The organism is Variovorax sp. OV084 (assembly GCF_900111625.1).
Lineage (GTDB): Bacteria > Pseudomonadota > Gammaproteobacteria > Burkholderiales > Burkholderiaceae_C > Variovorax.
In genome coordinates, this window is record NZ_FOII01000026.1 from 41,316 (window position 1) to 61,691 (window position 20,376).

18 protein-coding genes are annotated in these 20,376 nt (G+C 58.6%); 11 read left to right on the plus strand and 7 right to left on the minus strand.

Annotated elements, in window-relative coordinates:
- The first annotated feature begins 58 nt into the window (after nt 1-58).
- The 5 genes from BMW87_RS31880 to BMW87_RS31900 all read left to right on the plus strand — a co-directional run bounded on the left by BMW87_RS31880 (nt 59) and on the right by BMW87_RS31900 (nt 5,424).
- Nucleotides 59-1,579 (plus strand): sugar ABC transporter ATP-binding protein, encoded by a 1,521-nt coding sequence (locus BMW87_RS31880; RefSeq protein ID WP_093081991.1) that lies wholly within the window; start codon nt 59-61, stop codon nt 1,577-1,579.
- The gene (locus BMW87_RS31885; RefSeq protein ID WP_093081993.1) at nt 1,576-2,571 is read left to right on the plus strand and encodes an ABC transporter permease; all 996 of its coding nucleotides are present in this window, start codon (nt 1,576-1,578) and stop codon (nt 2,569-2,571) included. Before BMW87_RS31880 ends, BMW87_RS31885 begins: the two co-directional genes overlap by 4 nt.
- Nucleotides 2,572-2,658: 87 nt before the next feature.
- Nucleotides 2,659-3,417, plus strand: coding sequence for an electron transfer flavoprotein subunit beta/FixA family protein (locus tag BMW87_RS31890; RefSeq protein WP_093081996.1), 759 nt, complete (start codon nt 2,659-2,661; stop codon nt 3,415-3,417).
- 1 nt (nt 3,418) lies between these two features.
- Nucleotides 3,419-4,348, plus strand: coding sequence for an electron transfer flavoprotein subunit alpha/FixB family protein (locus BMW87_RS31895; RefSeq protein ID WP_093081999.1), 930 nt, complete (start codon nt 3,419-3,421; stop codon nt 4,346-4,348).
- A gap of 95 nt (nt 4,349-4,443) precedes the next feature.
- The gene (locus BMW87_RS31900) at nt 4,444-5,424 is read left to right on the plus strand and encodes a quinone oxidoreductase family protein (RefSeq protein WP_093082002.1); all 981 of its coding nucleotides are present in this window, start codon (nt 4,444-4,446) and stop codon (nt 5,422-5,424) included.
- A gap of 49 nt (nt 5,425-5,473) precedes the next feature.
- Here the strand turns inward: BMW87_RS31900 and citF are convergent, their stop codons facing one another.
- Nucleotides 5,474-7,015: a citrate lyase subunit alpha gene (gene citF, locus BMW87_RS31905; RefSeq protein ID WP_093082005.1), complete on the minus strand. Its 1,542-nt coding sequence runs from the start codon at nt 7,013-7,015 to the stop codon at nt 5,474-5,476.
- Nucleotides 7,016-7,287: 272 nt separating this feature from the next.
- On the opposite strand from citF, the gene BMW87_RS31910 reads away from it, so the two are divergent.
- Nucleotides 7,288-8,679: an NAD-dependent succinate-semialdehyde dehydrogenase gene (locus BMW87_RS31910; RefSeq protein ID WP_256216994.1), complete on the plus strand. Its 1,392-nt coding sequence runs from the start codon at nt 7,288-7,290 to the stop codon at nt 8,677-8,679.
- Nucleotides 8,680-9,005: 326 nt separating this feature from the next.
- On the opposite strand, the gene BMW87_RS31915 is transcribed toward BMW87_RS31910, so the two are convergent.
- Together BMW87_RS31915 and BMW87_RS31920 are read right to left on the minus strand one after the other, a co-directional pair.
- A complete protein-coding gene (locus BMW87_RS31915) occupies nt 9,006-9,998 on the minus strand; it encodes a LysR substrate-binding domain-containing protein (protein ID WP_093082010.1) in 993 nt (330 codons plus the stop codon).
- A gap of 122 nt (nt 9,999-10,120) precedes the next feature.
- Complete coding sequence (locus tag BMW87_RS31920) at nt 10,121-11,302, minus strand: CaiB/BaiF CoA transferase family protein (RefSeq protein WP_093082033.1); 1,182 nt, start codon at nt 11,300-11,302, stop codon at nt 10,121-10,123.
- A gap of 212 nt (nt 11,303-11,514) precedes the next feature.
- Here BMW87_RS31920 and BMW87_RS31925 point away from each other — a divergent pair, with 212 nt between their 5' ends.
- Complete coding sequence (locus tag BMW87_RS31925; protein WP_093082013.1) at nt 11,515-12,366, plus strand: HpcH/HpaI aldolase/citrate lyase family protein; 852 nt, start codon at nt 11,515-11,517, stop codon at nt 12,364-12,366.
- Here the strand turns inward: BMW87_RS31925 and BMW87_RS31930 are convergent.
- From BMW87_RS31930 to BMW87_RS31945, 4 genes are all read right to left on the minus strand, one after another.
- A complete protein-coding gene (locus BMW87_RS31930; RefSeq protein WP_093082015.1) occupies nt 12,259-13,263 on the minus strand; it encodes a LysR family transcriptional regulator in 1,005 nt (334 codons plus the stop codon). The two genes, BMW87_RS31925 and BMW87_RS31930, sit on opposite strands and share 108 nt — an antisense overlap.
- Nucleotides 13,264-13,464: 201 nt before the next feature.
- The gene (locus BMW87_RS31935) at nt 13,465-14,439 is read right to left on the minus strand and encodes a tripartite tricarboxylate transporter substrate binding protein (RefSeq protein WP_093082018.1); all 975 of its coding nucleotides are present in this window, start codon (nt 14,437-14,439) and stop codon (nt 13,465-13,467) included.
- Between the two features lie 38 nt (nt 14,440-14,477).
- Complete coding sequence (locus tag BMW87_RS31940; protein WP_093082020.1) at nt 14,478-15,161, minus strand: RraA family protein; 684 nt, start codon at nt 15,159-15,161, stop codon at nt 14,478-14,480.
- Nucleotides 15,161-16,294 carry a mandelate racemase/muconate lactonizing enzyme family protein gene (locus tag BMW87_RS31945; RefSeq protein WP_093082023.1) on the minus strand — a complete coding sequence of 378 codons (1,134 nt, stop codon included), beginning with the start codon at nt 16,292-16,294 and terminating at the stop codon, nt 15,161-15,163. Before BMW87_RS31945 ends, BMW87_RS31940 begins: the two co-directional genes overlap by 1 nt.
- Nucleotides 16,295-16,388: 94 nt before the next feature.
- On the opposite strand from BMW87_RS31945, the gene BMW87_RS31950 reads away from it, so the two are divergent.
- The 4 genes from BMW87_RS31950 to BMW87_RS31965 all read left to right on the plus strand — a co-directional run.
- On the plus strand, nt 16,389-17,279 hold the full coding sequence (locus tag BMW87_RS31950; RefSeq protein WP_093082025.1) for a LysR family transcriptional regulator: 891 nt from the start codon (nt 16,389-16,391) through the stop codon (nt 17,277-17,279).
- Nucleotides 17,280-17,672: 393 nt separating this feature from the next.
- Nucleotides 17,673-18,002: an EthD family reductase gene (locus BMW87_RS31955; RefSeq protein WP_093082028.1), complete on the plus strand. Its 330-nt coding sequence runs from the start codon at nt 17,673-17,675 to the stop codon at nt 18,000-18,002.
- A gap of 163 nt (nt 18,003-18,165) precedes the next feature.
- The gene (locus BMW87_RS31960; RefSeq protein WP_256216995.1) at nt 18,166-19,191 is read left to right on the plus strand and encodes a zinc-dependent alcohol dehydrogenase family protein; all 1,026 of its coding nucleotides are present in this window, start codon (nt 18,166-18,168) and stop codon (nt 19,189-19,191) included.
- A gap of 231 nt (nt 19,192-19,422) precedes the next feature.
- Nucleotides 19,423-20,376: NAD(P) transhydrogenase subunit alpha (locus BMW87_RS31965; RefSeq protein ID WP_093082039.1), on the plus strand; the 954-nt coding region annotated here is incomplete at its 3' end.

Genomic DNA, 20,376 nt, shown 5'->3' on the forward strand with positions numbered 1-20,376 from the left:
CAGCATCGACGCGTAGACCAATATAGGTCCACGAGGTCATTATTCTTTGGAGAACTGTATGGGCGAACCGGTACTTGTCTGTAAGGACGTAAAGAAAACATTTGGAAGCATACGCGCCCTTAAGGCCGGAAATCTATCCCTTCAAAAAGGGCAGGTGGTGGGACTCGTCGGTGAAAATGGCGCGGGCAAGAGTACGATTTTGAAAATTCTTGCCGGCGTCCATAAACCCGACGAGCCAGGGTGCATCCTTTTAAACGGAAAACCCTACGAGCCCAACACCGCGTTTGAAGCCCTTCATCAAGGCGTAGTTACGGTCCACCAAGACATCAATCTGGTGGAAACCATGTCTGTTGCGGAGAATATTTTCCTGAACAACGAGCCCGTCGGCCCGTTGGGAACTCTGACTGCGAGGGAGATGAACCGCAAGGCGCAAAAATTAATCGATCAATACAAGATCGAAGTCAACGCCAGCATGCAGGTTGGCCGTCTTCCTAATGATCTAAAGAAGATGATCCAGATCGTGAAAGCGATGACATGGAATCCAAGCATTCTCCTGCTGGATGAACCGACGTCGTCGCTGACAGCGATGGAAGTTGATGTCGTTTTGAATCTGCTTGCGGGTCTTGCGCAGCACGGGGTAACGATCGTCTTCGTATCTCATTATTTGTCGGAGATTTTCAGGATCTGCGACCAGATCAGTGTGATGCGCGATGGGCACACAGTTGCCCTCTTCAGCAAGGATGAGACCACCGTAGAGGAGGTGGTAACTCAGATGCTCGGTCACGAGCTCGTCAAGACGGCAGCCCGCAGTGCCCGGCATGTTGCGGAGAGGAAAGAAGTCTTGATGTCGGTGAAGGGGCTGCAAGTGCCTGGCCTGCTGAATGACATCAATTTCGATCTCCACAAGGGGGAGATTCTGGGCTTTACCGGCCTCACCGGTTCCGGTCTGACCGAACTTGCGAAAACTCTGTTCGGTGTCAATAAATTCAAGCCAAGCAGCGGCTCAATCACTATCGAGGGAAAGCAGCATACGTCTAGAAGCCCCGGAATATCCTTGAAAGAAGGGATGGCACTTCTCACCAATGATCGTCTCAGGGAGGGTATTCTTCCGGAGTTTTCACTGACCGAAAACATCACACTTCCGGTCCTCAAGGAGTTCGGAAATGGTGTCGGGTTGCTGTCGAGATCCAAGCTCAATACGCTTGGCGAAAAATCTATCAGGAAGTTGCGAGTCTCGGCACCCAATGCGGGCGTTCCGATCAAGACACTTAGCGGCGGAAATCAGCAAAAGGTTTTGATTGCGAAATGGCTCGCGACAAAACCTAAAGTTTTCATGCTGGATGACCCGACCGTAGGCATCGATGTCGGGTCGAAAGATGAAATTCGGAAGATCATTGAGCAGATCGCCGCAGAGGGAGTGGGAGTCGCCATTTTTACGACGGAGATCCAGGATATCGAGCAGTTGTGCGACAGAGCATTTGTGATGTTTCGAGGCTCAATCGTCGACGAATTCAAAGGCGAAAGACTTGAGCACAACAGAATTCTTCAATCCTCGGTGAGCGGGAAAGCAGTACCATGAATACCAGCGCAGTCAATACAGTTACCACCTTGCATACGACGTCGAATCTGCAAGAGCGGCTTCGGTCCTCTTATGGCTTTATCCAGTCGCTTGCAGTTTTGTTTATTCTCGTTGCCGTGATGTCTTTCATTTCACCGCGCTTTGCAACGATCGTAAATTTTCAGAATCTCATGGCCCAAATGGCTCCCGCGATGATCGTCGCGGCCGGCATGGCAATCTGCATGATTAACGGAGAATTTGACATCAGCGTCGGCGCTGTGGTCGCACTCACCGCATCGATCGCAGGCACTTTGATGCCACAACTCGGCATCTTTCTGACGGTGGTCCTCGCTCTTCTGATCGGCCCGGCATTTGGGTTGTTTGCGGGATTCGTGGTCACTCGATTCGGCATCCCTTCGTTTATCACCACCTTGGGAACGATGATGATTGCGCGCAGCCTTGCCTTCGTGGTGACAGAGGGTCAAGTAGTGTCCGGGGTTCCCGATGCCTTCCGAGTAATTGGTTTGGCTCGCCCGCTCGGTGTTCCGCTGCCTTTTATTATCGCGATTCTTACTATTTTGGCCGGTTATGTGCTGCTGAACCATACAGCATTTGGCAAGAAGGTCTATGCGATCGGCTCCAACCGAAATGTTGCGATCCTTTCGGGCATCAACGTCAACAAGATCAAGATCTTCTGTTTGATGATTTGTGGCTTGACCGCGTCTTTCGCCAGCCTCGTCCTGCTTGCACGGATTGGCTCTATTCAAGCCGACACGGCGCGAGGTCTCGAGTTCGAGGTTATCGCGGCGGTGGTCATCGGGGGCGTTAGCTTGGCCGGCGGTCAGGGAAATATCCTGCGGGTGATCATCGGGGTGATCGTGATTGCCTTGACGCGCAATTTCTTGAACTTGGCAAGGATCGACATTTTTTGGCAGGAGTTCGCCACTGGTGCAATCATTCTTGCAGCCGTTTTGCTCGATGCACTCCAAAAGCGTATCGCAAGTTCTCGCTAGTACGCCGAGCGGATGTCCTGCCAAATCAGGGATTTTTCTACTCATAGAAAAGCGCCGGCAGGGGAATAGATCATTAGGTCCTGAAAAATGAAGATACTTGTTCCCGTGAAGCGGGTGGCCGACTTCAACGTGAAGGTCCGCGTCAAACAAGACGGCTCTGGCGTAGACCTGGCCAACGTGAAGATGTCGATGAATCCCTTCGACGAGATTGCGGTGGAAGAAGCAGTCCGACTGAAGGAAAGCGGGTGGGCCACGGAGATCGTGGTTGTCTCCATTGGCGTGAAGAAGGCACAGGACACGTTGCGAACGGCACTCGCTATGGGAGCGGACCGTGCAATCCTGATCGAAGCTGCTTCGGATGTGCATACCGACATTGAGCCGCTGGCCGTCGCCAAGCTTCTCGCATGTGTAGTTCGGGAGGAGCAGCCAGGCCTTGTGTTGACCGGTAAGCAGGCAATCGATAACGACATGAACGCCACCGGTCAAATGCTTGCGGCTTTGCTCGGTTGGGCGCAAGCAACCTTCGCATCAAGAATTTCGATCGAAGGGACCAACGCCAAGGTCACCCGTGAGGTGGATGGAGGCCTGCAGATCGTCAACGTCAATCTCCCCGCCATCATCACGGCCGATCTTCGGCTGAACGAGCCGCGTTATGCCTCACTATCGAACGTGATGAAGGCCAAATCGAAGGAGCTGGCGATCAGGACGCCGGCCGACTATGGCGTCGATGTGACGCCACGCTTGGCGGTCGTGAGGACGGCCGAGCCGCAAGGTCGCAAACCGGGCCTCAAAGTGGCATCCGTTGACGAATTGATCATGAAGTTGAAATCAGAAGGCGTGCTCTGAGATGACCGTTCTTGTTATTGCTGACGTCAATCGCAGTTCTCTGGCGACCGACTCCCTCGCCAAGACAATTACCGCGATCAAGGGGTTGGGCGAGGTGCATATTCTGATTGCAGGCGATGACTGCGAGGCTGCCGCGGCCGAAGCATCGGGACTCACAGGTGTTGCCAATGTGCTGATCGCGGCCAATCCTGCCTATGCCCACGGCATGGCGGAAGCGACTGCGGCGCTGGTCGTCTCACTGTCCAGTGGGTATTCGCACATCTGCGGCGCATCCACGGCCTTCTGCAAGAGCGTGCTGCCGCGCGTGGCTGCGCTCTTGGACGTGATGGTGATTTCCGATGTGATCAGTGTCATTGATGGTTCGACTTTCGAACGCCCCATCTACGCGGGGAATGCCATTCAGACCGTTGTTGCCGCTGGCAATGCGCCAAAGGTCTTCACGGTACGCACCGCCGGATTCGCTCCAGTTCAAGCAGGCGGCGCGGCTTCGCTCCAAGCGGTATCTGGCGCCACCGGTGTCGCGCTCTCTGTTTGGGTGGAGGACAAGGTGGCGACTTCGGATCGTCCAGAACTCACCTCGGCCAATATCGTTGTGTCTGGCGGGCGTGGCCTTGGGTCTGAAGCGAACTTTGCGCTTGTCGAAGGACTGGCTGACAAAATGGGTGCGGCGGTAGGGGCTTCGCGCGCTGCAGTGGACAGTGGCTTTGCTCCGAACGATTTACAGGTGGGCCAAACCGGCAAGATTGTCGCTCCACAGCTCTACATTGCTGTCGGTATCTCCGGTGCTATCCAGCATCTAGCAGGAATGAGGGACTCTAAGGTGATTGTTGCCATCAACAGTGATCCGGATGCACCCATCTTCCAGGTCGCCGACTATGGGCTGGTGGCCAACCTGTTTGAGGCGATACCGGAGCTTGAGTCCAAACTCTGATCCTCGCGCGCAGGGTATGAGGTCACCTCGGCCCGTGACAGCTTCGACGCTTTGCGTCTGGCCGATCCCCAACTAAGCACAAGGAACCAAGACCCATGAGCAAAGCCGTCCGCATCGACCGCAATGGCGGTCCCGAGGAACTGAAGATCGTCGAGGTCGAAGTCGGCGATCCGGGGCCCGACGAAATACGCATCCGCCACCATGCAGTGGGCCTCAACTTCCTTGACACCTACCAGCGCAGTGGGCTCTACCAATTCCCCATGCCATTGCAACTCGGCATGGAAGCGTCCGGAATCGTCGAGGCGGTGGGGGAGGGCGTCTCTCACCTCCAGGCCGGCGACCGCGCCGCGTATGCGAGCCAGCCGCCCGGCGCGTACTGCGAAGCGCGCGTGATGCCGGCCAAGCTCGTTTGCAAGCTGCCGGACGCGATCTCGTTCGAGACCGGCGCTGCGATGATGCTTAAGGGTCTCACAGCGCAGTACCTGCTGAAGAAGACATTACCCGTCGGAGGCCTGCAGCCCGGCGACTTTGTCCTGTTCCATGCTGCCGCAGGTGGCGTAGGTCTGATCGCATGCCAATGGGCCAAGGCTATGGGTCTCCAGCTCATCGGCACCGCTGGCAGCGATGCCAAGTGCCAGACAGCTCTTGCGCATGGCGCCGCGCATGCCATCAACTACGGCAATGAGAACTTCGCTGAGCGCGTGAAAGAGATCACCGGTGGAAAGGGCGTGAGGGTGGCCTATGACTCCGTCGGCAAAGACACCTTTGAAGGCTCGCTGGCCTGCCTGCAGCCCTTCGGCCTGCTCGCCGTCTTCGGCAACGGCTCAGGTCCGGTGCCGGCCTTCAATCTCGGAATGTTGGCAAAAGGTTCGTACTACGTGACCCGGCCGACCTTGTTCTCGCATGCCTCTGGCCGTGAGAACGTGCAAGCTATGGCCGATGATTTGTTTGAAGTGGTGCAGAGCGGCGCCGTCAAAATCCCGATCGGCCAGCGCTATGCCTTGACCGACGTGCAGCAGGCGCACCGCGACCTGGAAGCCCGCAAAACCACGGGCTGCACCATCCTGACCTTGTAGAAATGTCGCGGCACCGGCACAGTCCGTGTAGTTGTCTCGATGAAGCGTCTCACGCCACCATCCGCAAGACGTCTATCACGGTGCCGTCGCGATACTCAACGACGCCAACGATTCGCCCGTCTGCAGGTGCAGACGGCACCACCGGTGCCAAGCGGGCGGCCTCTGCGCACAAGGTATCGATCGACTTCAGCATGAGCCCCGCACCGCGGAGGCGATGCTCGAGTTCACCGCGCCGTGGGTTGACGGCAATACCGAATTCGGTCACAACGACGTCAACGGTCTCCCCGGGTGTCGTAATACATCGCACCTTTTGGACCACCTTGGGACCGCCCCGAGCGGTCAGGCGGGTCGTAACGATCGACAGTTTGGAGCCTGCTGCCGTGTCCGCATGCCCTCCTGACCCACCCAATATATTCCCTGAGCTCCCGGTCGTCACGTTCACGTTGAAGTTCCGGTCGATCTCCGCTGCCCCGAGGATCATCGCATCCAGCCGATTGGCAACGGCGCCTCGATTGTTGGGGTTCGCATACATCGACGCCGACATTGCCAGATGCCGGCTATCGTCCCGGTACGACTGAACGGCCTTCAGGTCAAAGCACTGCACATCGAAAAGGTTTCGGAACAGGCCTTGTTCCAGCATGTCCACGAGATAGCCTGTTACTCCGCCCGCAGCGAAGCTTCCTCGCACACCACGCCGGCGCATAGACTTTCCCACCTCAGCGGCGACAGCCAGGGAGACCCCGCCTGCCCCTGTTTGGAACGAGAAGTCGTCCACCAGGTAGCCCGATGCTTCGATGACTGATGAGGCTTGCCTCGCGATCTCCAGGCCGACCGGGTCCGTCGTCGGACGCGTCGTACCCGAAAGAATTCCGTTGGGATCCCCAATGGAGTCCACGTCGACCACAAAGTCGACGAACTCCTGGGTTATGTCAATCGAACCGCATGGATATGCAACGAGCTGATCGGTCACCGCAATCACGCAGCTTGCGTATTGCGCGTCGACGACCGCATAGCCCAATGGACCACATGCCGCTCTTCCTTGGGTTCCACTGAGATTGCCGTAGTCATCGGCTGCTGGGGCCGCGATGAATGCCACATCGATGTGCAACTCGCCCGACTCGATGGCGCGGGCGCGCCCCCCATGGGTTTGCATGACAACTGGCGTGCGAAGAATCCCGCTCGAGATTGCATCAGCGACCGGTCCGGTCATGTACGCCGTGTAGATGCGCGAGACGATGCCTCGCTGAATGTGGTCCACCAGTGGCGCATGGACCGCGAACAGCGAACTTGCAGCCACGGTGAGATCGCGCAGTCCCATTGCCGCGGCCTCGGCGATCACGATATTGAGGACCGCGTCGCCGTTTCGAAGGTGATGATGGAACGAGATCGTATCCCCGCTCTTCAGCCCGGCAGCTCGAATCGCTTCGCGCAAGTTTGGCAAGACCTTCGACGCTCCCCCTCCTTCGGCTTTTCGAAACCGAACAGCAGTGCGCGAGACGTCGGTACGCTCTACGCGCGCACCGCGGAACGGGCGTGCAGCACCATAGCCTTCTATGTGGACGAGTCCCTCCGATGGCGAGCTATGGTTCATGGGTTGCGTTTGCTCCTTTGCTCTCACCATCCTGCCTCAGGGTGGGAAGCGCTGGAAGTTGAAGTTCGTCAAGCCTCCCTTGTTTGAACCGAAGATAGGCCAAGTGCCCTAGGCCCCTGGGTTTTCCCTGACTTCGATGATCTGAAAGCCAATGTTGTCGAGAAACTGATATTCGGGCAAACGATCGATCCCTAGCATTCATGGCTTTGCGCGTTCCCTCCGGTGAGCCTTCTCGACACCGCAGCGAACTCGAAACTCTCAAAGGAAGCCAAGTGAATCAAGTGGTCCTGCAAACCGACACCGCGCTGTCTACCAATCCTGCGAATGGCGAGGTGTTCGCGAAATACCCTTATGAGTCGGCGACAAGCCTTGAACGCTCATTGACCACAGTGGCTCAGGGCTACAAAACGTGGTCGAGCATGGCCGTTTCGGCGCGATTGGGGGTACTGAGGCGCATGGCGGAAATCTTGCGCCGCGATGTTGAGGCCTTGGGCATGATGGCGACGAAAGAGATGGGCAAACCCATCGTGCAGGCGCGTGCAGAGGTGGAAAAATGCGCGATCCTGTGCGACTGGTATGCGGAGAACGGCGCTGACCTTCTCGCCGACAAGCCGACCAGTGTCGGTGAACAGGCCTACGTGTCTTTCTTGCCGCTTGGCCCCGTGCTTGCCATCATGCCGTGGAACTTTCCGTACTGGCAGATCCTGCGGGGGGCCGTACCCATCTTGCTTGGCGGCAACGCCTACGTGCTCAAACACGCGCCGAATGTGATGGGCTGCGCTTATCTCACAGAGGCGGCCTGGCTCGAGGCGGGGCTCCCGAAGGGCGCGTTCTCCGTCGTCAATATCACCAACGATTTGGTCTCCAAGGCGATCGTAGACAATCGCATCGCTGCCGTTGCCGTGACGGGCAGCGTGCGTGCGGGCTCCGCTATCGCTTCACAGGCCGGAGCGGCGCTGAAGAAGACCGTGCTCGAGCTTGGAGGGTCGGATCCCTTTATCGTGCTCGCCGATGCCGATCTCGAAGAGGCTGTCAAAGCGGCCGTAGTGGGCCGCTTCCAGAATAGCGGTCAGATCTGCATCGCCGCCAAACGAATCATCCTTGACGCTCCGATCGCTGAGGAGTTCACCGAGCGTTTTGTTCAAGCCGTGGCGGCGCTTCGCGTCGGTGATCCGCAGAGCGAGGATACCTACATCGGCCCCATGGCGCGCCACGATCTGCGTGACGAACTGGATACCCAGGTGCAGCGAAGCGTCGAAGCAGGGGCGCGGGTTCTCCTCGGTGCATCGAAGATCCCAGGCGATGGAAACTTCTATGCCCCCACCGTGCTCGGAAACGTCAAGCCCGGCATGGCAACGTTCGACCAAGAGACGTTTGGTCCGGCTGCATCGCTGATCGTGGCTAAGGGAGTCGACGAAGCAATCGACCTTGCCAACAATAGCGAGTTTGGTCTCAGTGGCGCGATCTGGACACGGAACAAGGGACTTGCCAGAGACCTGGCACGGCGCGTCGAGACTGGCGGACTCTTCGTCAACGGCTTCTCGGCTTCCGACCCTCGAGTTCCGATCGGCGGCGTGAAGAAGAGCGGTTACGGTCGAGAGCTTTCGCATTTCGGCGTTCAGGAATTCATGAACGCGCAGACCGTCTGGTTTGATCGGAAGTGAGACAGGCCCCTCCACCAACGATGGAGGGAACCCAAAGAACGCCGTTGAAGGCCGCCTGTCCGCGGCCTCACCGCAATGGATCACGGACGCGATGACCGGCTTGATCGCGATGCTTGACACAACCTCGACCACATTCCGCCTTTCGCCGCGGTCCGTCCCCCACGGCTACTGTGCAAATTGACGCGCCCAACCGTCGTGCAATGTGCAGCAATGCTCCTGGGCGAAGCACGGATCGACACTGCGCTCGTTAGCAGCGAGTGCCCCAAGGACCTCCACAGAGCGTGTCGCCTTTGGTTTTTTCCCCGGAGCGCTTGAGCATCAGCCGACTAGAGCCGGGCAGGCTCTGTCTCCTGGATAAATGGCTCAGATGCTGGGGGTTTGACCCGAGTGGCCAGCCATTCACCGTCCTGAATGAGCTTCCAGGAAACGTTGGTTATAGCCTCCGCCATCTTCACAGATGCCCTTGTCACGACCTGCAAGGGGTTTCTTGCCACAAATACCCCCCTCCGAAAAATCGGCTTCACAATCCGCGCCGCCGACATTTGCCCTCGCTTGAGCTCTTCAGAAATGGCGGCGTGGGCCAACATGGAATACCCATGTCCATCCCGGACGAGTGATTTAATCAGTGTCAGGGAGTCGATCTCGAAGCGAACGTTGATTTTTCCTTCCAGACGCTTGATCTTTTGATCCACGAGCCGTCTTAACCCATGATGGGCTGTTGGAAGTATCAAAGGAAAGCGATTCAGCTCGAGAATATCGATGGAATCAATTGCCAGACCGTCGTTGTCAACATCACCAAAGGCACCGGACTCTCCAACGAGAAACAGCTCCTCTACAGCTATCTGCTGCAAAGAGAGATGACAGCAATCCTGCGCGCTATAGAGCGCTCCTACATCGAGCTCGCCCCGAGTCAACCATTCACGGATGTGCCCAGACATTGCTTCCACGAGTGTCAGCTTGGCTCCCGGAGCAACTCTCTGAAACTCACTCACGAGACGTGATCCGATGAGGGTGGCCAATGAACTCGGAAGCCCAACCGTCACCTCGCAGCGCTCAAAGGTGTCCTCAAGCCTGATCTCGTCACGGACGCGCCGCATGTCTGAGAGAATTTTCAAGGCATGTTCGCGGAACACTTGACCTGTCTCTGTCATGACCACGCCACGCGACGTTCGCATGAACAGCTTTGTGCCAAGCTCCTCTTCCAGTCGCAGCAGCATCTGGCTTAGGGAGGGCTGAGCAATATCGAGCTTGTCCGCCGCACTGGTTACCGATCCCATCTCCGAGGTCACCAGAAAGTATTTTAATTGTCGTTCGTCCATCGGAATCCCTGTGTTGGACTGGTACGCCCGGGGTGACCCATCTGAAAATTCTTGCGCAGTGGAACGCGGTCGCGTGGAGAAGGTGCCGAGGACGCAGTTGGTGGCGGAACTCGTGAGGCCACTTAGATTGCTTCTGCGACACGCAGCGCTGCGATGTCATTGGCGCTTCGACCAAGTGACTTCAATATCGCCTCCGTGTGCTCTCCAATCGCGGGCACCGCGCCCATGCAGTACTCAAAAGCACTTTGCCTGCCGGGTGGCAGCAAGGCAGGTATCGGACCTGCGGGTGAGCCAACGTCACGCCAACGATCGCGAGCTGCGAGTTGCGGGTGAGCCCACAAGCCGGCCATGTCGTTCATGCGTGCGTTGGCGATTTGTGCGGCATCGAGGCGCTCGAGGACCTCCGAAGTGTTCAAAGCGCTAAAGACCTCCACGATCATCGACCGGAGCGTCTCGCGGTTGCTATTTCGCTTTGCATTTGCGTCGAAGCGAGCATCGCTCGCGAGGGCGGTTGACAAAAGCACCCGTTCGCAGAACACCCGCCACTCGCGCTCGTTCTGGAGGCCAAGCATCACCGTGCCGCCATCCCCAACGGGAAACGGGCCGTATGGATAGATAGTGGCGTGAGAGGCCGCGCTCCGTGGGGGAGGGGTGGCTCCGTCGTATGCGTAGTACATCGGGAACCCCATCCATTCGGCCAGGGATTCCAGCATTGATACGTCAATATGCGATCCCTTCCCTGTTTTGCCGCGCTGCAGGAGAGCGGCGAGGATCGCGGTGTAGGCGTACATGCCTGCGGCAATATCCGCGATCGAGTTCCCAGATTTGCAGGGTGCTTCCGGCGTTCCAGTGACCGAGAGAAACCCCGCCTCACTCTGGATCAACAAGTCATATGCCTTCTTGTCCCTGTAGGGGCCGTCTGCCCCATAGCCCGAAATGTCGCAGACGATAAGCGCCGGATGCCGCGCCTGCAGAGCTTCACCGCCGAGTCCCATTCGTGCGGCAGCCCCTGGCGCAAGGTTCTGAATCAGAACGTCGGCGCCGGCGATGAGCTCCAGAAGGATCGCGAGCGCTGTTGGTTGCTTCAGATCGAGTGTCAAGCTCTCCTTGGACCGATTCACCCAAACGAAATGTGAAGCTTCTCCATCAACGCGCTGGTCATAAGCACGTGCGAAATCGCCGACGCCAGGGCGCTCGATCTTGATCACACGGGCGCCGAGGTCTGCCAATTGCCGCGTGCAATAGGGCGCAGCGATTGCGTGTTCTAGCGAGATAACGGTTATTCCATCCAGGGGACGCGTCATGCTGAAGAGCCTTTCGTCGATACAAGCGGCGCGCAGCGTGCACCGCTTGGTGATCGCATTCTGCGAAGGGGGCGGACGCTCGGCCATCGGGATTTGGGCAAGCGGGACTTGCCAAGAATCGAGGTTCGGAGTAACCCGTGCTTGCAGAATTCGAAGCCGGTCTTCGCGAAAGTGGAATTCCGCGCCAGTGCGCGTCATGAAATCATCCGGCGATGACAACAAGACTATCGCCAACCACCGCACCACCTGCCGCAGCGGCCCGCTCTTTCCTTTTTGTGCCCGGCGACCGTCCTGATCGCTTTGACAAGGCTTGGGCAAGCGCGGCCGACGAGGTTATCCTCGATCTCGAGGATGCCGTCGGTGTCGAACGCAAGGTTCACGCGCGCGCTGCCGTCAGTGCTTGGCTCAATCCTTCGAGACCTGTCTTCGTGCGGATCAACGCTGTGGAGACCGCCTGGTACGAGGACGATTTGGAACTTCTGACGAATCCCGGCGTCCTGGGGCTGATGGTGCCAAAGGCTGAAGTTCTGGATTCGGGACTCGTCTCGGCTTGCGCGACTCATGGCAAGCGGCTTCTGCCGATCGTCGAGACCGCTGTAGGTTTTCAGCGAGCGAGTGAGCTAGCAACGACCCGTTGTGTCGAACGCCTGGCGTTCGGTACCTTGGACTTTCAGGTCGACATGGGTCTCACCGGGGATGACGACGCACTTCTATACTTTCGTTCACGGCTGGTTCTCGAGTCGCGTCTGGCGGGCATACAGGCGCCTGTGGATGGGGTCACGCCCGCAATCGGTGACATCGCGGTCTTGAGCGCCGACACCGCGCGGTCAAAACGGATTGGCTTCGGAGGCAAGCTGTGTATCCACCCCTCGCAGCTGGATGAAGTGAATTGGTGTTTCGCGCCCAGTCCCGACGACATCAAATGGGCTGAAGAGGTGGTTCAGGCCATCGCAAACTCACATGGCGCAGCGATCGCAATCGCCGGAAAAATGGTGGACCGCCCCGTCATTCTGAAGGCCGAGCGAATCCTGGGCAGTGCTCGGCGCTTGTCGCGTGTTCGCTAGGTCGGCCGAAACCTTCGCATTGGTAAGCACCTCCAGCAGCCGCGTGAGGGAGATCGAGCGCGGACGGTCCTTTTTAATGCAGGTCAGCATTTGCCGGACCGCCCATTCATCCGTGAGTGGTCGAACGGTCAAACCCATGCTTTGGCTCATGACGCTAGCTGCCTGATACGGAAGTAGGCCTACACCCAATCCTGACTGAACCACGCGGCAGACAACCTCGAAGCCCCGCACTTGCACGCGCAGTCGCAATCCCTTTTCAAGGTGGACCGCCTGCTCAGCGAGCAAGCGCATCATTGATGACCCGCTTTCGAGCGCAATCAGGTCGTAGTCGAGCACGTCGACGAAATCTACTGCTTCGTTCGAGGCAAGCGGGTGATCCTGCGGAACGATCACCGCTAGCCGATCGGTGCGATAGGGGAAGACTTCGAGACCGTCAGTTGCCACCCCTTCCACGATGATGCCAACGTCTGCTTCACCAGCCAAGAGCGCGGCAACGATTTGAGCGCTCCAGCGCTCTTCCAGGATCAACAGCACATCCGGATTGAGCTTCGCGAATCGCGCAAGATCGCCAGGCACAAACTCCGTCATTGTCGAAGTGTTCGCCCATACCCGGAGGTGACCCCGCCGCCCAGCTCCATGGTCATCCATATCTGCCTGCATCTGGTTCAGTTGGAGAAGCATCGCCTTCGCGTGAACCAACAGAGTCGCGCCTGCGGGGGTCAGCTCGACACCCTTTGGTGAGCGTTCGAACAATGAGCACTTGAGACGATGCTCCAGCAGGGAGATCCGGCGACTGGCCGCGGCCAACCCCATGTGCGAGGACTCCGCCGCTCGCGTCAAGCTGCGAAGTTCAGCCGCTTTGACGAAGAGGGCGAGCGAATCTATGTCGGGAAGCATAAATTTCGGGTCGAACTAAGGTCGCGTGTGTGTACGTGAGGGCTTCGAGCTACGCAGCGAAGGTGAGCTGTTCTGGGAAGGCGACGACCTTGAATGTGCATTGGCCGATAGTCCTTCCGCATGTCCCGTTCTAGGCAGCGATGCGGAATGCGTGCTTCGCACGGTTGATGCCCGCTAGGCTTCGATGCGGATGGGTTCAGGCTATTCAACATGCAGCTTGATCTGCTTGGCCACCGCGCCATAGGTAGCGAGTTCAGATTGGATCTGGAAATTCATCTCCTCCGACGAGCCGCCAACCGGTTCGGCGCCCATCTCGAGCAACTGTTTACGCACACCGGGAGATCTCACCGTTCTTTGGATCTCTTCGGTGATCTTCTGAATGATTGCAGGCGGAGTACCGGAAGGAGCCAAGAGCCCAAACCAAGTCCCGGCGTTGAAACCCGGAATGACCGTTTCGGCTAGCGCGGGAACATTTTTCAATGCGGTGGATCGTTCTGAAGTGGTCACCGCCAGCGCACGGGTCTTTCCGGCTTTGATCTGAGGCAGCGCCGAGGTGACGGTATCGAACATCACCTGAATCTGACCCCCGACGAGATCAGCCACTGCCGGTGCACTTCCCTTGTAGGGCACGTGAACCAGATCAACATCTGTCTTCAGTTTGAACATCTCACCCAGCATGTGATGTGCGGTCCCGGCACCGGCTGTTCCATAGTTCAACTTGCCCGGTTGCGACTTTGCCAATGCAACAAACTCTTGAATTGTCTGAGCAGGGACGTTGGCGTTAACGACGACCACATTCGGAACCATCGCGATCACGCTAATGGGGGCGAAATCTCTACCGAAGTGATACGGTAGCTTTGTATATACGTTCTGTGCGATCGTGTGATGTGCAGCGCCCATCAGCAGGGTATAACCATCCGCCGGCGACTTGGCGACCATGTCAGCACCGATCGTCGCGCCTCCCCCGGCCTTGTTCTCAATCAGGACAGGTTGACCCCACGCGGTCGACATCTGCTGTCCAACGATGCGCGCGAGGATGTCTGTGGTCCCGCCAGGTGGGAACGGAACGACGATCTTGATCGGCCGGCTTGGGTATGGCTGGGCTGACTGCGCCAGGGCTGTGAGGGGTGCCCCAACAATGCACACCAGGGCGATCGTTTGCAACAGTCTCTTCATTTTGGTCTCCTTCAATTTTCTCTTGCGGACAGATCCATTCAGCTGCCGGAGATGAAGTGGCAGCCCCCTGCGTGCAAGGCTGCATCGATCCATTCGCGGTCAACATCACCGTTTTGGACGGCTAGCAACGTCGCGGATTCCTTGCGGCTCAGCGCCTCGGCTGCCTGCAGAACGGCGGGGACGTCGTTCCGGGGTATGGCTACCACCCCATCGGCATCTGCGACGACGATGTCTCCGGCTCGCACCTGCATACCGGCGACAGAGATGCATACGTTGATCTCACCAGGTCCAATGCGGCTGGGCCCGCGAAGACACACGGCAGTTGAGTAGACGGGCAATGATTGGTCTCGCAGGAACCGCAGATCCCGGACTGCACCATCGATCACAAAGCCCGCGATACCCCTCTTTGTGGCCAGCGTGACCATGATCTCGCCAACGAGGGCTTGTTCAGTGAACCCTCCGCCATCGACCACGATGACATCGCCCGGGCGTGCCAGGTCGATTGCCTTCTGAACCATCAGGTGGTCCCCCGACTTTGTTCGGACCGTGAGCGCGCATCCGACGAGCCGTGTTCCGTCGTGTCGCCCAACTAGATGTGACCCCGCTGCCTGCGGCTTTCCCACGCAATCTGCCAGCTGGGAGGCCTCGTAACGACTTAGTTGATCGACCGTTCGAGCATCCAATACGGTCGGCATTGGATGGATTGCGAAGCAAGCGCCCATCACATCACCCGCTCGCCGAATTTCCGAATTGCGCTTTCCGACAAGGTGAGGCCCAGCCCAGGCTGCTCTTTGAGCTTGAGGCGGCCGTTGACAATTTTCGGCGCGTCTTCGAACAGCTCAGCCTGTAGAGGGTCGCGTTCGGGATCGGTGAAAGCCTCCACGATGTAGCCAGCGGGACTAGCCGCGACGATATGCGCGTGAATAAAGCAATCATGGTGAGGCGCTACCTGCACGTGATTCAGCTCACACAGGCCTGCCAGCTTTCTGCCTTCGGTGAACCCACCCATCATGGTGCAGTCGAACTGCAGAATTTGGATTGCGTGTTCTTCCAGCATGGCGCGACAGCCATAGCTGGTGACCTCGCTTTCTCCGCCAGACAACGGGATTCGAGTCTTCTGAGCCAGCAACTTAAGACCCCTGCGGTCATCCTCCCATCGAATTGGCTCTTCAAGCCATCGAGGATTCAAGGGCTCCAGCAACCTGGCGCCTTCGATCGCCGTTGCCAAATCCCAGGCACGATTCGGGTCGACCATGAAAAGCGCTTCAGAACCGATCGCCTGTCGCATCACAGCCATGCGTTCGATGTCTTCGCCCAGAGGCAGGCCACCGGCCTTTACCTTGAAGCCCGTGTGGCCCTGCTCCTTGAGCATCAAGACTTCATCGCGCAGTTCTTGGTTATCCTTGCCATCCCGGTAGTAGCCACAGGTCACGTATGCGGGAACTTCATCGCGGTATCCACCAAAAATCCGGAACAAGGGCATCTTCGCGGCTTTGCCCACGATGTCCCAACAGGCGATATCCACGGCCGCGCTGATGCGGACCAGCGCCTCGCGAGACCATCCCTTCTCGTTGGCGGTCTTGCTTGTCGTCAGTCGAAAAAGCTTTTGATACAGCCGCTCCGGGGCCAGCGCGTCCTCGCCAAGGATCTGATCGGCGATCCCCGTTTTGAAGGCCTTGATCGCATGGTCGATGGGGGTGTAACTGGTGGCGAGGCCGAAGCCATCGATTCCCTCATCGGTATAGAGCCTTACCAGAATCTCATTGGCGGTAGGCACGATGAAGTGGCTGGTCCAATGAGGGCGCTCCTGAGGAGGTGCTCGGAGTGCAAACACTTCGATTCGATTGATCTTCATGGTTCCACTCTATTGCTCACCTCCTCAAGCCCCAAGCGACATCTACCGAAACGAGCATTCGGCACAGCCGAACGCTGGGTGGCAAAATGCCTGCATGCACTACGACCTCGTCGATCTACGGGTATTCTTGGCCGTACTGGATGAGGGAAATTTGTCCCGCGGGGCGGTTCGCTGCAACTTGGCCCCATCCTCAGTCAGCGCCCGAATCCGGACGCTTGAGGAGGCGGTGGGCACGCGACTGCTGCAGCGCAACGCAAGAGGTGTCAGTTCCACGCCAGCCGGCGTAGTCCTGGCAGAGCACGCACGGCGTTTGCTTGCGCAATTGGAGCAGATGCACGCAGACCTGTCGCCGTTTGCGCAGGGTGTCACGGGCCGCGTGATCCTCTTCGCGAACACCAACGCCATTAACTCATTCTTACCAGATGATCTGGCCCATTTTTTCAACGAGCATCCTTCGGTGCGGGTGAGCTTGGAAGAGAGAAACAGTGGGACTATCGTGGCGGCGTTGGTTGAGGGAAGGGCCGACGTGGGGGTGATGGCCGTGGAGGAGAAGCACCCCCTTCTTGAGTACCTTCCCTATCGAGTGGACGAACTCGTCCTTGCAGTTCCGCGCGGCCACGCGCTGAGCAGGAAACGCGCGGTTCGCTTTTCCGAATGCCTTGAGTTTCCCTTCATCAGCCTTTTGCAAGGCGCTGCACTGCATACATTTCTCGTCCGACACGCCGGAGACATCGGTGGCAGATTGGATCTCCGCGTTCAATTGGCAGGCTACGAAGCCATTTGCAAGCTTGTCGGCAGTGGTGCCGGAATCGGCCTTGTGCCACGCTCTGCGGTATCCGACGATGCCGAAGACCGGGTGAAGTTGATTACCTTAGCCGAGCCTTGGGCCCATCGTGAGCTGAACGTGGGCCTGCGCAAGGTGCGGGAGCCGAATTTTTATCGCGACGAGCTAGTAGCGTGCCTGTCGAGGCAACGCAAACCCTGACGCCGTTGGGACCTTGCCGCGGTCTGCGGAGGGGGGCGGGGCACCAAGTCCCATTGGCCACCGCGGTTTGTGGTCGGTGCACAACCTCATCCACTTTGTCGACTGCCTTGGTGAGCGCAAGTGTGGAGGAGAGTTGGCTCCGGACGCATCGGCACGCCAAAACTTGCGACCAAGCGGGGCAGGGTTTCTACTGAGTTCGATATTCCGAAAGTCTCTGTTGTCCAGAAACTGATGTTCGGATTCGTCCGCTGTGCCTAGTATTCCGACCTCGAGTGACGCATCGAGCAAGTAGGCATGAACCGGAGGGCTGACGTCTTGTGATTCGCTGATTGCAGAGCGTCCTCTCAGTTCTATTTTTCGCATGCCCTACATCGGCAAGCACCGGAGTTTTCAATGCAACCCAACTGTGTCAAACGCCTCGGACTCGTAGTCAAGAAGGCAAGCATGTCACACGAAGAATTTGTTCAGCACTGGTTCCACGTTCATGCCGAACTGTGCAAGAAGCTACCCAACATGCGTCGGTATTCGGTGAATCTCGTTGATCGTGAACGCTTTCCGGAATTCGGCTATGACGGCTTTTCGGAACTGTGGTTCGACTCCGAAGCGGCGCTCGTGGCTTCGTTGGCGAGCCCAGAAGGAAAGACGCTGCTCGCCGACCTGCCGAATTTCACCGAGCGCATCTATCCCATTCTCAGTCACGAGTACCACCAAATCTGGGGCTGATTGATGTGGCGGGGGGATGCCTCCGCTGGTGATATCTCGTTCGCCTGACGCAACGTCAGCCTAGCCTCATGGCGAAGGCGCATCGACTCTGCGGCTCCGATGAGCTCGAATCCCGCACTTCGTCCTCATTTTCTCCATCTTCGTAATTGCCTTGAAATAACCAATGACCAGCATCCCTTCGACCATGACGGCTCTCCTAGCCAAAGGGTTCTCGCTCGACGCCCTTGAACTGGCCGAGAGACCTGTGCCCCAACCTAGGCGCGGCGAGATCCTGATCCGCGTTCGTGCCGTCAGTCTCAACTATCGTGATCTGGCGGTGCTGACGGGAACCTATATTCCCAATTTGCCGCTGCCTTTCGTGCCTGCGTCGGACGCCTGCGGCACGGTCGTCGCGATTGGTGAGGAGGTCAACCGGTTCGCCGTGGGGGACCGGGTGACGCCGATCTACACCCAGGGGTGGCACGACGGGTTACCCACTCCGCAACAGCGATCTTCTCGCACTTTGGGTGCGCCCCTGGACGGTGTGCTGCAGACCTACATCGTGGTTCCGGCAGACGACGCGGTCAGGGCTCCTGACCTGCTTTCCGACCAAGAGGCGTCGACCTTGCCCATAGCCGGCTTGACCGCATGGTCCGCACTTGCCGAAGGCAATGTGAAGTCGGGCGACACCGTTCTCGTTCAGGGAAGCGGAGGCGTTGCCTTGTTCGCGCTTCAATTTGCCAAGGCTGCAGGTGCGACTGTCATCGCGACATCGTCTAGCGATGCAAAGCTTGAGAAGATGAAACTGCTTGGCGCTGATATCGGGATCAACTACAGGACGACTCCCGAGTGGGAACATGCGGTGAAAGAGATCACCGGCGGGAGAGGTGCCGATCTCATCGTTGAGACGGGCGGCGCGACCCTGTCGCAATCACTAACCGCCACTGCATTTGGCGGGTTCGTAGCGGTGGTGGGCTTTGTAGCTGGCTACAACGCAACCATCCAGCTACGACAACTCATCGGCCCTGTTGTGCGGGTGCAAGGAATCGCAGTCGGTTCGCGAGCGCGCTTCGAGGCTATGAACAGGGCGATTGCTGCGAACAACATCCGACCGGTTATCGACAGCACCAGAGACATCTCCGACGCGGCCGCCGCGTTCAAGCACATGCAAAGTGGATCGCACTTTGGCAAGGTTGTCGTCACGCTATAGCCGCGCGCAAAACCCTACTTGAGACTCAGGAAGCGCGGGACGCTGAGCTTAGATTTTGCTGCCCTTGCCGCCGCTATCTGACATGACGCTCCCCGGAGCGCGGGGCGCGCTCGTTTCGCTGGCTCATGTTCCCATCCTTTGATCCGTGGCGCTCAAAAGATGGCCCGTTGATCGAGCGCGTTTGGCGTTCTGTCACTCTAAGCGAGCCTTTACCAGTAGTCAGAACGCATCATGAAGTTAGGTGTCCCCACAGAGACGACGGCCGGCGAAACCCGTGTGGCCGTTACGCCCGAGACGGTGAAGAAACTTGTCGCCTCCGGGCACGCGGTTCGCGTGCAGTCGGGGGCCGGCGTTGCAGCCAGCGTGACCGACGCCGCCTACCAGGCGGCCGGCGCTGAAATCACCGACATGGCCGGCGCCTTCGGGGCCGACATGGTGCTCAAGGTGCGCTCGCCCGACGATGCGGAAACCGCGCGCATGAAGCCGGGCACCGTGGTCATCGGCATGCTCAACCCCTTCGATGCGGCCGGGCTGCAGCGCCTGGCCACGGCCGGCCTCACCGCCTTCGCCCTCGAGGCCGCGCCGCGCACCACGCGCGCCCAGAGCATGGACGTGCTCAGCTCGCAGGCCAACATCGCGGGCTACAAGGCCGTGATCATGGCGGCCGACCGCTACCAGCGCTTCTTCCCGATGCTCATGACCGCCGCCGGCACCGTGAAGGCCGCGCGCGTGGTCATCCTGGGCGTGGGCGTGGCCGGTCTGCAGGCCATCGCCACCGCCAAGCGCCTGGGGGCCGTCATCGAGGCCTCCGACGTTCGCCCGAGCGTCAAGGAGCAGATCGAGTCGCTGGGCGGCAAGTTCATCGAGGTCTCCTACGACACCGATGAAGAAAAAGAAGCCGCGGTGGGCGTGGGCGGCTACGCCAAGCCCATGCCTCCCAGCTGGCTCGCGCGCCAGCAGGTCGAGGTGGCCAAGCGCGTGGCGCTGGCCGACATCGTCATCAGCACCGCGCTCATCCCGGGGCGCGCCGCGCCCACGCTCATCACCGAGGACATGGTCAAGGCCATGAAGCCCGGCTCGGTGATCGTCGACATCGCGGCCGGCAAGGGTCCGGGCGGCGTGGGCGGCAACTGCCCCCTGTCGGAAGCCGACAGGACGGTGGTCAAGCACGGCGTGACCATCGTC

Bases quoted from the DNA above. Each gene is read 5' to 3' on its own strand.
- BMW87_RS31885 (WP_093081993.1), top strand. From the start codon at position 1,576: ATGAATACCAGCGCAGTCAATACAGTTACCACCTTGCATACGACGTCG.
- BMW87_RS31955 (WP_093082028.1), top strand. From the start codon at position 17,673: ATGCAACCCAACTGTGTCAAACGCCTCGGACTCGTAGTCAAGAAGGCA.
- BMW87_RS31915 (WP_093082010.1), bottom strand. From the start codon at position 9,998: ATGGACGAACGACAATTAAAATACTTTCTGGTGACCTCGGAGATGGGA.
- BMW87_RS31940 (WP_093082020.1), bottom strand. From the start codon at position 15,161: ATGGGCGCTTGCTTCGCAATCCATCCAATGCCGACCGTATTGGATGCT.
- BMW87_RS31945 (WP_093082023.1), bottom strand. From the start codon at position 16,294: ATGAAGATCAATCGAATCGAAGTGTTTGCACTCCGAGCACCTCCTCAG.
- BMW87_RS31920 (WP_093082033.1), bottom strand. From the start codon at position 11,302: ATGACGCGTCCCCTGGATGGAATAACCGTTATCTCGCTAGAACACGCA.
- BMW87_RS31950 (WP_093082025.1), top strand. From the start codon at position 16,389: ATGCACTACGACCTCGTCGATCTACGGGTATTCTTGGCCGTACTGGAT.
- BMW87_RS31960 (WP_256216995.1), top strand. From the start codon at position 18,166: ATGACCAGCATCCCTTCGACCATGACGGCTCTCCTAGCCAAAGGGTTC.
- BMW87_RS31930 (WP_093082015.1), bottom strand. From the start codon at position 13,263: ATGCTTCCCGACATAGATTCGCTCGCCCTCTTCGTCAAAGCGGCTGAA.
- BMW87_RS31925 (WP_093082013.1), top strand. From the start codon at position 11,515: ATGACAACAAGACTATCGCCAACCACCGCACCACCTGCCGCAGCGGCC.
- BMW87_RS31880 (WP_093081991.1), top strand. From the start codon at position 59: ATGGGCGAACCGGTACTTGTCTGTAAGGACGTAAAGAAAACATTTGGA.
- BMW87_RS31895 (WP_093081999.1), top strand. From the start codon at position 3,419: ATGACCGTTCTTGTTATTGCTGACGTCAATCGCAGTTCTCTGGCGACC.
- BMW87_RS31935 (WP_093082018.1), bottom strand. From the start codon at position 14,439: ATGAAGAGACTGTTGCAAACGATCGCCCTGGTGTGCATTGTTGGGGCA.
- BMW87_RS31900 (WP_093082002.1), top strand. From the start codon at position 4,444: ATGAGCAAAGCCGTCCGCATCGACCGCAATGGCGGTCCCGAGGAACTG.
- citF (WP_093082005.1), bottom strand. From the start codon at position 7,015: ATGAACCATAGCTCGCCATCGGAGGGACTCGTCCACATAGAAGGCTAT.
- BMW87_RS31890 (WP_093081996.1), top strand. From the start codon at position 2,659: ATGAAGATACTTGTTCCCGTGAAGCGGGTGGCCGACTTCAACGTGAAG.